Annotated in this window: 16 protein-coding genes; 11 read left to right on the forward strand and 5 right to left on the reverse strand. The window is 68.9% G+C overall.

Translation table 11 applies throughout. The annotated features are described in order from the left end of the window. Window position 1: 1 nt before the first annotated feature. The gene (locus tag G510_RS15515; protein ID WP_051216422.1) at window positions 2-1,075 is read right to left on the reverse strand and encodes a COX15/CtaA family protein; all 1,074 of its coding nucleotides are present in this window, start codon (window positions 1,073-1,075) and stop codon (window positions 2-4) included. Window positions 1,076-1,308: 233 nt separating this feature from the next. Between G510_RS15515 and sufB the strand changes: the two genes are divergently transcribed. From sufB to G510_RS0105770, 6 genes are all read left to right on the forward strand, one after another. After that, a complete protein-coding gene (sufB, locus tag G510_RS0105745) occupies window positions 1,309-2,727 on the forward strand; it encodes a Fe-S cluster assembly protein SufB (protein WP_029152860.1) in 1,419 nt (472 codons plus the stop codon). A gap of 2 nt (window positions 2,728-2,729) precedes the next feature. After that, window positions 2,730-3,947, forward strand: coding sequence for a Fe-S cluster assembly protein SufD (gene sufD / locus G510_RS0105750; RefSeq protein ID WP_029152861.1), 1,218 nt, complete (start codon window positions 2,730-2,732; stop codon window positions 3,945-3,947). Further along, a complete protein-coding gene (locus G510_RS0105755) occupies window positions 3,944-4,270 on the forward strand; it encodes a non-heme iron oxygenase ferredoxin subunit (RefSeq protein ID WP_029152862.1) in 327 nt (108 codons plus the stop codon). The genes sufD and G510_RS0105755 overlap by 4 nt, the downstream gene beginning before the upstream one ends. A 1-nt stretch (window position 4,271) precedes the next feature. Beyond that, window positions 4,272-5,042, forward strand: a complete 771-nt coding sequence (gene sufC, locus G510_RS0105760; RefSeq protein WP_029152863.1) for a Fe-S cluster assembly ATPase SufC — start codon at window positions 4,272-4,274, stop codon at window positions 5,040-5,042. A gap of 9 nt (window positions 5,043-5,051) precedes the next feature. Continuing rightward, a complete protein-coding gene (locus tag G510_RS0105765; protein WP_029152864.1) occupies window positions 5,052-5,384 on the forward strand; it encodes a metal-sulfur cluster assembly factor in 333 nt (110 codons plus the stop codon). Window positions 5,385-5,488: 104 nt separating this feature from the next. After that, window positions 5,489-6,640, forward strand: a complete 1,152-nt coding sequence (locus G510_RS0105770) for a MalY/PatB family protein (RefSeq protein WP_029152865.1) — start codon at window positions 5,489-5,491, stop codon at window positions 6,638-6,640. On the opposite strand, the gene G510_RS0105775 is transcribed toward G510_RS0105770, so the two are convergent. Beyond that, window positions 6,633-7,178 carry a TetR family transcriptional regulator gene (locus G510_RS0105775; protein ID WP_029152866.1) on the reverse strand — a complete coding sequence of 182 codons (546 nt, stop codon included), beginning with the start codon at window positions 7,176-7,178 and terminating at the stop codon, window positions 6,633-6,635. The two genes, G510_RS0105770 and G510_RS0105775, sit on opposite strands and share 8 nt — an antisense overlap. Before the next feature lie 50 nt (window positions 7,179-7,228). On the opposite strand from G510_RS0105775, the gene G510_RS0105780 reads away from it, so the two are divergent. The 5 genes from G510_RS0105780 to G510_RS0105800 all read left to right on the forward strand — a co-directional run bounded on the left by G510_RS0105780 (window position 7,229) and on the right by G510_RS0105800 (window position 11,129). Then, window positions 7,229-7,828: a biotin transporter BioY gene (locus G510_RS0105780; RefSeq protein ID WP_029152867.1), complete on the forward strand. Its 600-nt coding sequence runs from the start codon at window positions 7,229-7,231 to the stop codon at window positions 7,826-7,828. After that, on the forward strand, window positions 7,825-8,514 hold the full coding sequence (locus G510_RS0105785; protein ID WP_029152868.1) for an energy-coupling factor ABC transporter ATP-binding protein: 690 nt from the start codon (window positions 7,825-7,827) through the stop codon (window positions 8,512-8,514). Before G510_RS0105780 ends, G510_RS0105785 begins: the two co-directional genes overlap by 4 nt. Then, a complete protein-coding gene (locus G510_RS0105790) occupies window positions 8,511-9,104 on the forward strand; it encodes an energy-coupling factor transporter transmembrane component T family protein (protein ID WP_029152869.1) in 594 nt (197 codons plus the stop codon). Before G510_RS0105785 ends, G510_RS0105790 begins: the two co-directional genes overlap by 4 nt. 32 nt (window positions 9,105-9,136) lie before the next feature. After that, window positions 9,137-9,445 (forward strand): CHY zinc finger protein, encoded by a 309-nt coding sequence (locus G510_RS0105795; protein WP_036322145.1) that lies wholly within the window; start codon window positions 9,137-9,139, stop codon window positions 9,443-9,445. A gap of 85 nt (window positions 9,446-9,530) precedes the next feature. Next, the gene (locus tag G510_RS0105800; protein ID WP_029152871.1) at window positions 9,531-11,129 is read left to right on the forward strand and encodes an ABC-F family ATP-binding cassette domain-containing protein; all 1,599 of its coding nucleotides are present in this window, start codon (window positions 9,531-9,533) and stop codon (window positions 11,127-11,129) included. Window positions 11,130-11,239: 110 nt separating this feature from the next. Here G510_RS0105800 and G510_RS0105805 read toward each other — a convergent pair whose 3' ends face one another. The 3 genes from G510_RS0105805 to G510_RS15520 are packed head-to-tail and all read right to left on the reverse strand — an operon-like array spanning window position 11,240 to window position 12,701. Further along, complete coding sequence (locus G510_RS0105805) at window positions 11,240-12,103, reverse strand: SURF1 family cytochrome oxidase biogenesis protein (RefSeq protein ID WP_029152872.1); 864 nt, start codon at window positions 12,101-12,103, stop codon at window positions 11,240-11,242. Next, a complete protein-coding gene (locus G510_RS0105810; RefSeq protein ID WP_029152873.1) occupies window positions 12,100-12,345 on the reverse strand; it encodes a hypothetical protein in 246 nt (81 codons plus the stop codon). Before G510_RS0105810 ends, G510_RS0105805 begins: the two co-directional genes overlap by 4 nt. Next, window positions 12,342-12,701 (reverse strand): DUF3099 domain-containing protein, encoded by a 360-nt coding sequence (locus G510_RS15520; protein ID WP_051216424.1) that lies wholly within the window; start codon window positions 12,699-12,701, stop codon window positions 12,342-12,344. The genes G510_RS0105810 and G510_RS15520 overlap by 4 nt, the downstream gene beginning before the upstream one ends. Between the last annotated feature and the right edge of the window lie 9 nt (window positions 12,702-12,710).

Below are 12,710 nucleotides of genomic sequence, written 5' to 3' on the forward strand. Positions count from 1 at the left end.
CCTACGCGGTGAGCACGGGCTCTTCGCGCGCAGCCTGTGCCGCGACCGGGCGCTTCATCGCGAAGATTGTGACGACGTAGGCCGCCGCCGACAGCGCGGCGAGCAGCATGTGGATGCCGACGAGCAGCGGCGGAAGGGCCGCGTTCGCCTGCCACACGCCCACGGCGATCTGCACGACGAGGACCAGGGTGAAGGCGCTCACCCAGCCGCGCGTGGGGAGGCGCAGCGCCCAGGCGGCCGCGACCAGGACGACCGCAAGCGCCATCAGCGTGTAGCCCGGCCACGAGTGCACGTGGGCGAGGACGGACGCATCGAAGCCGGTGCGCACGACGGCCGCGTCGCCGGAGTGCGGGCCGTTGCCCGTCGTCAGGATGCCGAACGCGATCGTCAGGGCGAGCACGAGGGACGTGACGTGCGCGAGGATCAGGTACCACTTCGGCACGGCGAGCTCCCGCGGGCCGGGCGCGGTGCGCAGCCGCACCAGGAACGCGGTCGTGACGCACACGAGCAGCAGGGACGAGGCGTAGTGGAAGCCGACGATGAAGGGGTTCAGGCCCGTCAGCACCGCGCTGCCGCCGACGACGGCCTGTGCCATCACGCCCGCCATGACGATCCAGGCGAGGGTGAGCAGGTCCCGCCGGACGGGCGTCTTCACGAGCGAGTAGATCGCCCCGGCGATCACGGCCGCCAGCAGCACGACCGACATCGGAACCGCTCCTGATGCTCCCGCCGCCGTGAACGCGACGTATGCGCCGATGGCGACGACGACGCCGCCCACGGCGAAGACGAGCGCGGGCACGACGGCGCGCCGCCCGCCCGCGGCAGAGAGCGCGAGCAGCAGCACGATGAGCGCGATGATCCCGACGGCGCCCGTCATGGTGCGGTTGCCGAACTCGATCAGGCCGTGGATCCCCAGTTCCTGGGTCGGCACGAGCGAACCGGGCGTGCACAGCGGCCACTGGTCGCAGCCGAGTCCGGAGCCGGTCAGGCGCACGGCGCCGCCGGTGCCGATGATGATGACCTCGGCGATGAACGACAGCCAGGCGAATACTCTGAGCGCGGGGGAGATGGTCATTGCGTGCTGCTCCTGAACTTGCCCTGCGCGTTCCGGGGAAACAGACGAACAGCGGGGCGAGACCTGTAGAATTGAGCCATGAAGGAAACGGTGAGCGCAAGCGCACCGGATCCGCGAACAGTCTAGGCGCGCGACCTGCGCTAAAAATGAGGGTCCACCCACACCGCGTCCACTCCGGCGCAGTGGAACAGCTGACACTGTTCGAGACCCGCTAGAGGAGAGTGTGAGCCGATATGTCTGATGTGCTGATCGATCGCCCCGAGCTGGACAGCCTGGGGGTGTACGAGTTCGGGTGGCATGACTCGGATGCCGCAGGCGCCGCCGCACAGCGCGGCCTCAGCGAAGCCGTTGTGCGCGGGATCTCGTCTCTGAAGGACGAGCCCGAGTGGATGCTCAAGAACCGGCTCAAGGCCCTCAAGCTCTTCGAAAAGAAGCCGATGCCGACGTGGGGCGCCGACCTCAGCGAGATCGACTTCGACAACATCAAGTACTTCGTGCGCACCACGGAGAAGCAGGCTGAGAGCTGGGAGGACCTCCCGGACGACATCAAGAACACGTACGAGCGCCTCGGCATCCCGCAGGCCGAGCGCGAGCGCCTCGTCGCCGGTGTCGCCGCGCAGTACGAGTCCGAGGTCGTGTACCACCAGATCCGCGAGGACCTGGAGGAGCAGGGCGTCATCTTCATGGACACCGACACGGCTCTCCGCGAGCACCCGGAGTTCTTCGAGGAGTACTTCGGCACGGTCATCCCGGCCGGCGACAACAAGTTCGCCGCGCTGAACACGGCCGTCTGGTCGGGCGGATCCTTCGTCTACGTGCCGAAGGGCGTGCACGTCGAGATTCCCCTGCAGGCCTACTTCCGGATCAACACCGAGAACATGGGCCAGTTCGAGCGCACGCTCATCATCGCCGACGAGGGCAGCTACGTGCACTACATCGAGGGCTGCACGGCGCCGATCTACAAGAGCGACTCGCTGCACTCGGCCGTCGTCGAGATCATCGTGAAGAAGAACGCCCGCATGCGGTACACGACGATCCAGAACTGGTCGAACAACGTCTACAACCTCGTCACCAAGCGCGCCATCGCGGAAGAGGGCGCGACGATGGAGTGGGTCGACGGCAACATCGGATCCAAGGTCACGATGAAGTACCCGTCGATCTTCCTCATGGGCGAGCACGCCAAGGGCGAGACGCTCTCGGTCGCCTTCGCGGGCCCCGGCCAGCACCAGGACGCCGGCGCGAAGATGATCCACATGGCGCCGTACACGCAGTCGTCGATCGTCTCGAAGTCGATCGCCCGCGGCGGCGGACGTGCGGGCTACCGCGGCGAGGTGCGCGTCGACGAGAAGGCCCACCACTCGTCGAACTCGGTCATCTGCGATGCGCTGCTCGTCGACACGCAGTCGCGATCCGACACGTATCCGTCGATCGACATCCGCGTCGACGACGTCGTGCTCGGCCACGAGGCCACCGTCTCGAAGGTCAGCGAAGAGCAGCTCTTCTACCTCATGAGCCGCGGTCTCGAGGAGACCGAGGCGATGGCGATGATCGTGCGCGGCTTCATCGAGCCGATCGCGCGCGAGCTGCCGATGGAGTACGCGCTGGAACTGAACAAACTCATTGAGATGGGCATGGAAGGATCGGTCGGCTGAGAATGGCGACAGGTACCACAGCGCCGGAGGCGGCGCAGGATCAGCACGGCCACATGGACCCGGCCCGCGCGCTCGTCGAGCCGCAGGACGCGGTCAACGGCCCGGTTCAGACCCGCTCCGAGCGACCCCGGTCGTTCGACCCGGACGAGTTCGGCACGCCGACCGGCCGCGAGGTCAACTGGAAGCACACCCCCGTTTCGCGCATCGCGCCGCTGTTCACGCAGGCGACGGACAACGACGGCGTGAGCTACTCGTTCTCGTCGGGCGCCGAGTTCCAGAGCGCCGGCCTGGCGATCGGAGATGCGCCCCGCGGCGAGTTCTTCGTTCCCGAAGACCTCATCGGGGCCGTCGCCTGGAACGGTTCGGCCGAGGCGCTGCACATCAAGCTGCCGCGCGAGGCCGAGCTGGCCGAGCCGATCGTGCTCGACATCACGGGCAAGGGCGCGGACCTCCGCGCCGACGGCCACATCGTGATCGAGGCCGAGACGATGTCGAAGGGCACCGTCGTTCTGCACCACACGGGCAGCGCCCAGTACGCGCAGAACGTCGAGATCATCGCTCGCGACGGATCCGACCTCACAGTCATCTCGGTTCAGAGGTGGGACGACGACGCGATCCACGCGTCGGCGCACCAGGCGCGGGTCGACCGCGATGCGACCTTCACGCACTTCGTGGTCACGTTCGGCGGAAGCGTCGTGCGCGTGAACCCGAACCTCGAGCTTTCGGGCGAGGGCGCGGACGGACGGCTGTTCGGTCTGTCGTACGCCGACGCCGGCCAGCACTTCGAGAGCCAGGTCTACATGTTCCACAAGGGCGCGCAGACGACGGGCGACGTACTGTACAAGGGCGCGCTCCAGGGCGAGACCGCCCGCAGCGTCTGGATCGGCGATGTGCTCATCGGCGAGGGGGCGACCGGAACCGACTCGTACGAGGCGAACCGCAACCTGCTGCTCACGACCGGCGCGCGCGCCGACTCGATCCCGAACCTCGAGATCAAGACGGGCGACATCAAGGGAGCGGGCCACGCGTCCGCGACCGGCCGTTTCGACGACGAGCAGCTGTTCTACCTGCGCTCGCGCGGCATCTCCGAGGTCGAGGCGCGCCGCGTCATCGTGCTCGGGTTCCTCACCGAGATCCCGCAGCGGATCCAGATCGAGGAGCTGCAGCAGGCTCTCATCGCCGACATCGAACGCGAGATCGCCGAGGGAGTGACCCCGTGACCGGAGTCCGCGTGTGCGCGTTCAGCGAGCTCGTCCAGGACGAGGCACGGCGCGTCGAGGTCGAGGGCGTGCCGATCGCCCTCGTGCGCGATTCGAATGACGAGGTGTTCGCCATCGGCGACACCTGCACGCACGGCGAAGTATCGCTTTCCGAGGGGTTCGTCGAGGACGAGACGCTCGAGTGCTGGGCCCACGGCTCGGCATTCTCGCTGCGCACCGGCAAGCCTCTGAACCTCCCTGCTTACGAGCCCGTTCCGGTCTACGGCGTCGAAATCGACGGCGACGACGTGCTCATCGACATCAACGTGAAGAAGGAAAACTGACATGGCTGTTCTCGAGATCCGCGACCTGTTCGTCACGGTCGAGACGGATGGGGGAACCACCCCCATCCTGAACGGTGTGAACCTCACCATCCGCAGCGGCGAGACCCACGCGATCATGGGTCCGAACGGCTCCGGCAAGTCGACCCTCGCGTCGACGATCGCGGGCCACCCCAAGTACGACGTCACGGGCGGATCCATCACGCTCGACGGCGAGGACGTCCTCGCGATGAGCGTCGACGAGCGGGCGCGCGCCGGCCTGTTCCTCGCGATGCAGTACCCGGTCGAGATCCCGGGCGTCACCGTGACGAACTTCCTGCGCACCGCCAAGACGGCGATCGACGGCGAGGCGCCGGCGATCCGCACCTGGGCGAAGGAGGTCAGCGGCGGCATGAAGAACCTGCGCATGGACCCGAAGTTCGCGCAGCGCAACGTCAACGAGGGCTTCTCCGGCGGCGAGAAGAAGCGCCACGAGATCCTGCAGCTCGAGCTGCTGAAGCCGCAGATCGCGATCCTCGACGAGACCGACTCCGGCCTCGACGTCGACGCGCTCAAGGTGGTCTCGGAGGGCGTGAACCGCGCCAAGGAGAACACGGGCCTCGGCGTGCTGCTGATCACGCACTACACCCGCATCCTGCGCTACATCAAGCCCGAGTTCGTGCACGTCATGGTCGAGGGAAAGATCGCGGAAGAAGGCGGCGCGGAGCTCGCCGAGCGTCTCGAGAACGAGGGCTACGCGGCATACCTGCCTGCCGACGCCCCGCTCGAGGCGTAGGGTGGCGCTATGACCGCCGCAACGATCACCCCTGACACGTACGACGAGGTCACGGAGGCGCTCAAGGACGTCATGGATCCCGAGCTCGGGGTCAACATCGTCGATCTGGGCCTCGTCTACGACCTCGCCTGGGACGACGAGAACGATGCTCTCGTCGTGCACATGACGCTGACCAGCGCCGGTTGCCCGCTCACCGACGTCATCGAGGAGCAGGTCGCACAGGCGCTCGACGGCATCGTGAAACAGTTCCGCATCAACTGGGTCTGGATGCCGCCGTGGGGCCCGGAGAAGATCACGGACGACGGACGCGACCAGATGCGAGCCCTCGGCTTCGCGATCTGAGCTGTTCAGAAGGCCCGCGGCACGCGCCGCGGGCCTTCTGCGCGCATTGCGCTGTGTGGCGGATCCGCGAGGGCTGAGGATCGGGTTCCGTTAGGCTCGAACGCATGACGGAACCGCTCGGCGCTCTGCCCCTCGAGATCCTCCGCCGGCGCACGAGCACGAAGTGGGCGACGCACCCGGACGACGTCCTGCCGCTGTTCGTGGCGGAGACCGACTTCGCGCTCGCCGAGCCGATCACGCGGATCCTCACCGACGCGCTCGCGATCGGCGACACGGGCTACGTGCCGCCGAAGACGGCGTACCCGGATGCCTTCGCCGGATTCGCATCGCGCCGGTGGGGCTGGGATGTCGACCCGGCCCGCGTGCGCACGACCTGCGACGTGATGATGGGCGTCGCCGAGGCGATCCGCGCGGTGGCTGAGCCGGGGGAGAAGGTCGTCGTGACCTCGCCCGTGTACCCGCCGTTCTTCGACGTGCACGACGAGTCCCGCACGGTGTGCGTCGACGTGCCGCTGTTGCGCGAGAACGACGGGTGGATCCTCGACCTCGATGGGATCGAGCGCGCGTTCGCGGACGGCGCCGTCGCGATCCTGCTGTGCAACCCGCACAACCCGACCGGAACGGCGCACACGACGGCGTCGCTGGCAGAGCTCGCGCGGATCGCCGAACGCCACGGCGCGGTCGTGATCAGCGACGAGATCCATGCGCCCCTCGCGCTGCCGGGTCGGCGCGCGTTCACTCCGTTCCTCGAGGCCGGGCCCGAGGCCGCCGACGTCGGCATCGCGATCCACAGCGCGAGCAAGACGTTCAATCTCGCGGGCCTGAAGTGCGCGCACTTCGTGACGGTCTCGGACCGACTCGCGAAGCTGGTCGCCGACATGCCGATGGAGGTGGAGTGGCGCACGGGGCTGTTCGGCATCAAGGCCGGCATCGCCGCCTACACCGAGGGAGATGCCTGGCTGGACGCTCTCCTCGCCCGGCTCGGATCGAACCAGACGCTCCTCGGCGGCCTGCTCGCCGAGCACGTGCCCGGTGCGGAATACGTGCCGGGCGACGCGGGGTTCCTCGCGTGGGTCGACGTGTCGGCGCTCGGTTGGGGCGAGGATCCCGCCGCGAAGATCCTGGCCGAGGCGCGGGTTGCGCTCAACGCCGGGCGTTCGTTCGGCGCGCCCGGCGAGGGGTTCGTGCGGTTCAACTACGGCACGGGGCCGGGCATCCTGACGGAGGCCGTGCGCCGTGTCGGCGCGCTCATCTGACGCCGGGCGCGAGCGCGCGAAGGCCCGCCGCGAAGTCGGCGCGGGTCGATTCCGCCACTTGGGCGGGGTCCGCGTCGTACGCGCCGATCGATGCCGCCTGCATGCGCTGCTGCACGAGATATGTGTGGCCGAGCAGGAACTGCGCGAGCACCGTCGCGTCGCGCGCGGGGTCCGGCGATCCTGCCGCCTCGTACGCCGCGCGCAACCGCCCTTCGAGGACGCCGGAGCCCAGCGAGAGCGCGGCGGTCGAGACGACGACCTCGGCGCCGTCGCGGTGACGCAGCAGCGCTGCTCGCAGCGCCCATGCGGTCTCGGTGACCGGCGCGGGCGCCGCCGCGGGGCCGGATCCGGCGACGATGCGGTCGGCGACGGCGGCGAGCAGCGTCTGCTTGTTCGCGACGTGCCAGTACAGCGCGCTCGGCTGCACGCCGAGGTGCGTGGCGAGCTTGCGCATCGACAGGTCGGGAAGACCGTACTCGTCGAGCAGCGTCAGGGCCGCGTCGACGATCCCCTCGAGGTCGTGTCCGTATCCGCGCATGCTCATGACTATACTGAACGATGTTCAATGAACGGTGTTCAGGAGGAATGATGTCGACGAAGAAAGATCCCTGGGTCGCCCGCGACCTCACGCGCGTGGCGGTGTTCGCGGCGCTCATCGTCGTGCTCGGGCTGATGGGCCCGATCCCCGTTCCCGGGCTCGTGCCGATCACCGCGCAGACTCTGGGCGTGATTCTCGCGGGCACCGTGCTCGGCTGGAAGCGCGGCGCCGCGGCCGTCGGCGTCGTGCTGATCCTCGTCGCGATCGGGCTGCCCGTTCTCGCCGGCGGCGGGGGCGGATTCGGCAGCTTCTTCGGGGCGACGGGCGGCTACCTGATCGGATGGTTCTTCGGCGCCGCCGCGATCGGCGCGATCGCGCACTCCGGGCCGATCACATGGTGGCGCGTGGGCCTCGGCGCCGTCGTCGGAGGGATGCTCGTCATCTATGCCTTCGGCCTGCCCGTGCAGTCGCTCGTCGCGGGCCAGCCGCTCGGCGTGTCCGCGCTGCAGTCGCTCGCCTTCCTCCCCGGAGACATCATCAAGGTCGTCATCGCGACGTTCCTCACCCTTGTGCTCGCCCGCGCGTATCCGCCGGCGTTCCCCGATCGGGTGCGCGCGAAGAAATCGGTTCCGGCGTCGAGCGCGGCATGATCCGGGCGGAGGGCGTCGGGGTCGAGATCGACGGTGCACGGATCCTCTCGGGCGTCAGCGCCGAGCTCGATCAGCCGCGCATCGCGGTGATCGGGGCGAACGGATCCGGCAAGTCGACGTTCGCCCGCACCCTCAACGGGCTCGTCGCGCCGACCGAGGGGCGCGTCGAGGTGCGGGGGATCGACCCCGCGCGCGAGCCGAAGCGGGCGCGCAGCGCCGTCGGGTTCCTGTTCTCGAATCCCGATGCCCAGATCCTGATGCCGACGCCGCGCGAGGACCTCGCGCTGTCCCTGCGCGCCGCGGGGGTGCCGAAGGGGCAAGTGCCGGTCCTCATGACGGAGGCGCTCGCGCGGTTCGGGCTCGCGGATCGCGGTGACCAGCCGGCGCACAGCCTGTCGGGAGGGCAGAAGCAGCTCCTCGCGCTGGCCGCCGTGCTGATCCGCGAGCCGCGCGTCGTCATCGCCGACGAACCGACGACGCTGCTCGACCTCGGCAACGCGCGCCGCATGGCGCGGCTGCTGCTGGGCGAGGAGGACGGGCCCATCGCCGAGCAGACGGTCATCGTCACGCACGACCTCGACCTCGCGCGCCGCTGCGACGTCGCGCTGCACTTCGCCGACGGCAACCTCGTCGCCCAAGGGGATCCGGGCGAGGTCATCGCTCACTACGTGCGCGAGTTCGCATGATCGCCCTGTATCGCTCCGGCCACAGCCTGCTGCACCGCACGCCCGCCGGCTGGAAGCTGCTCGGCCTGCTCGTCGGCGCCGTGACGCTGACGCTGCTCCCGCGCACGGTGTGGACCGCGGCCATCGCGTTCGCGTCCGTCGCCGCCCTGTTCATCGTCGGGGGCATCGGCGTGGGCGCGTGGGCGCGCCAGCTGTGGACGCTGAAATGGATCATCGTGCTGCTGGCCGGGACGCAGACGATCTTCCTCGGCTGGGAGCTCGCGACCGCGAACACGGTGCGCGTCGTCGCGGTCGTGATGCTCGCCGCGCTCGTGACCTTCACGACGCCCGCGGAGGAGACGATCGACGTGCTGCAGCGCGTGCTCGGTCCGTTCCGGAAGTTCGGGGTGGATCCGTGGCGGGTCGCCTTCACGGTGCAGCTCACGATCGCGGTCATCCCCGTCATCAGCGGCATGGCCGCGCGGATCCGCGAGGCGCAGATCGCGCGGGGCGTGCGCCTCGGCCCGCGCGCGATCGTCACCCTGCTCGTCATGGCGCTGCGCCACGCCGACGACATGGCCGACTCGCTCACCTCGCGCGGCATCGCGTGACCTGCGCGGAGACGCCGCGCAACGTCCGCGGGATGACGATTCGCGGTGCCGTTGTCGACGACGAGACACGCTGCGCGCACTGGCGCGGTGACGATGATGTGCTCGCGATTCTGTTCCCGTGCTGCAACGCGTGGTATCCGTGTTACGCCTGTCACGAGCATCACGCCGGCCATGAGGCCGTTCGGTGGCGCGCGGATCAGAACGACTGCCGCGCGCTGCTGTGCGGACGATGCGGCGAGACCATGTCGATTCGGCACTACCGCGCGACCGGCATGTGCGACGCGTGCGGCGGCCGCTTCAACGACGGGTGCAGACTGCACCATCATCTCTACTTCGCGTAACGAGGGTTCCCAGCGGACGCCTCCTATACTTGGGGGCTGGCCATATTCGGCCGGAACCCCGACCCCCGAAAGAGACAGGTGCGCTGTGCTTGCCGTCAGTGATCTCGAGATCCGCGTCGGTGCGCGCCTGCTCATGGAAAATGTGAGCTTCCGCGTCGCGGCCGGCGACAAGATCGGCCTCGTCGGACGCAACGGCGCCGGCAAGACCACCCTCACGAAGGTGCTCGCGGGCGACCTCGCCGCCGCCGACGGATCCGTGAAGGTGTCGGGCGAGCTCGGCTACCTGCCGCAGGATCCGCGTACCGGAGACCCCGAGGAGCTCGCGCGCACGCGCGTGCTCAACGCGCGCGGCCTCGGCGACCTGCAGGCCGGCATCTCGCAGGCGACGGAGGAGATGGGATCGCCCGATCCGGCCGTCGCCGAGAAGGCGATGCGGCGGTTCGGCCGCCTCACCGAGCGCTTCGAGTCGATCGGCGGCTACACCGCCGAGGCCGAGGCCGCCGTGATCGCCTCGAACCTGTCGCTGCCCGATCGCATCCTCGACCAGCCGCTCAAGACGCTCTCCGGCGGTCAGCGCCGCCGCATCGAGCTCGCGCGCATCCTGTTCAGCGACGCCGACACGATGATCCTCGACGAGCCGACCAACCACCTCGACGCCGACAGCGTCGTGTGGCTGCGCGAGTTCCTGAAGTCGTACAAGGGCGGGCTCATCGTCATCAGCCACGACGTGGAGCTCGTCGGCGAGACCGTGAATCGCGTGTTCTACCTCGACGCGAACCGCCAGATCATCGACATCTACAACATGGGCTGGAAGCTCTACCAGCGCCAGCGCGTCGCCGACGAGGAGCGCCGCAAGAAGGAGCGCGTCGGCGCCGAGAAGAAGGCGTCGGCGCTGCGTCAGCAGGCCGCGAAGTTCGGCGCGAAGGCGACGAAGGCCGCCGCCGCGCACCAGATGGTCGCGCGCGCTGAGAAGCTGCTCGCGGGCCTCGACGACGTGCGCCAGGCCGATCGCGTCGCGAACATCCGCTTCCCGAAGCCGTCGGCGTGCGGAAAGACGCCGCTCATGGCCTCCGGCCTATCGAAGTCGTACGGCGCGCTCGAGATCTTTGCGGGGGTCGACCTCGCGATCGACCGCGGCTCCAAGGTCGTCGTGCTCGGCCTCAACGGCGCGGGAAAGACCACGCTGCTGCGCATCCTCGCCGGCGTCGACGAGAGCGACACAGGGCAGATCGAGCCCGGACACGGCCTCAAGATCGGCTACTACGCGCAGGAGCACGAGAACCTCGACGTGAACCGCAGCGTGCTCGAGAACATGATCTCGTCGGCGCCGAACCTCAACGAGACCGAAGCCCGCAAGGTGCTCGGATCGTTCCTGTTCACGGGCGATGACGTCCTGAAGCCTGCCGGCGTCCTCTCCGGCGGCGAGAAGACGCGGCTCTCGCTCGCGACCCTCGTCGTCTCCAGCGCGAACGTGCTGCTGCTCGACGAGCCCACGAACAACCTGGACCCCGCCAGCCGCGAAGAGATCCTCGGCGCGCTCGCACACTACGAGGGAGCCGTCGTTCTCGTCTCCCACGACGAGGGCGCCGTCGAGGCGCTCAACCCCGAGCGCGTCCTTCTCCTCCCCGACGGCGTCGAGGACATCTGGAACCGCGAATACCTCGATCTCATCACCTTGGCCTGAACCCCGCGGCACGCACATCGCTGCGTTGTCGGTCGGTCGACGCACGTTCGTGCGCCTTCCCTCCTCCGCCTTGCGCTGCACGCGCCGCGGCGCCCAGGATGGAATGCGGGTCAGATGGCGTCGAGGATGGCGTCTTCGGCGTCGGCGTCGCGGTCTCGGCGCTTCGGGCGGCGGGCGCGCGGCTTCCGGCGCGGCGGGAGGTCGTCGAGATCGTCCTCGTCATCCTCATCGTCGTCCGTGTCGTCCTCGCGGTTCGCGCGGATCTCCGTGCGGATCATGTATCCGATGAACACGAAGCCCATGACGGCGAACAGGATCCACTGGATCGCGTACGACAGGTGCGGGCCCGCGTCGATCTCGGGCGCCTCGATGGCGTTGGGCGCGTCGGCCGGGGCCGGATCCTCCGAGGCCATGATCGCGTAGATCGGCGTCACGACGCTCTCGCCCAGCATGTCGGCGATCGTGGGCACGTGGATCGTCGGCAGCTGCCCGTCGGGCGCGGTCTGGCCGGATGCCGTCTGCGGCTCGCTCCCGCGCGCCCGCGCGATCACCGTGATCTCGCCGGTCGGTGCGTCGGGGGCGGCGACCTCATCGCCGCCGTACTCGGGCGGCACCCACCCGCGGTCGACGGCCACGATCCGACCGTCGTCGAGCTCGAACGGCACGATCACCTCGTACGCGCTCGTGCCGCCCCGCGGCCGGTTGCGCACCAGAAGCTGCTCGTCCGGAAGATAGTGCCCCGTGAGCAGCACGGGCTGCCACTCGTCATCGGGATCGAAATCGTCGGTGCCGCTCATCAGCTCGTCGAACGCGATGGGATCCGCGTCGTAGTTGTTCTCCACGAGCGCGTTGGCGGCGGCGCGCTCCTCGCCGCGCACGAACTGCCAATTCGACAGGAACGCGCACGCGATCGCGAACAGCAGCGCGATCACCGCGTACACGACCCACCGAGCGGCGCGGGGCCAGGTCTTCATCGGGACTCCTCTGGAAGATCGACACCGGATCCGTCGGACACGCCGTCGACGACCGTCACCGGAAAAGCGCGGGACGCGAGGAAATCGCGCAGGTATTCGACGTGCTCATCGCACGCGAGCCAGACCTTGCGACGGTCTATCGTGTGGATCTTCGGGTTGCGCCAGACCACGCTGCGCGCCGCGTCGGCGCGGCACTCGGCGCGAGAGCACTGCGGAGACTCGGGGGAGAAGCCGAGGATCATTGTGGGGACCGTTTCTCATCACCGGGCGCCTCGTCGATGCGGATGACGTCGCCGGCGGGATCCGCCTGGGTCGCCGGGCCGTGGGCGTCGAGGTAGCGTTCCGGGCTCACAGCGGATGTTCGCACGTGCGCGTTCGCCTGGTTGGCCAGGACCACCGCGAAGTACGGCAGGAACACCGCGCCGATGCCGAACACGAAGGTCTGCCACCCCCACGGCTGCACCGCGAACGCGAGCACGACGCACACGGTGCGCACGGCCATCATGATGACGTACCGCTTCATGCGGGCGGTCTCGTCATCCTCCGGCGATTCGTCGATCGACGTCGCCGATTGGGGAGCCTTGCTGCGGTGCTTCACGATGACCCC

The sequence above is a fragment of the Microbacterium gubbeenense DSM 15944 genome (assembly GCF_000422745.1).
Lineage (GTDB): Bacteria > Actinomycetota > Actinomycetes > Actinomycetales > Microbacteriaceae > Microbacterium > Microbacterium gubbeenense.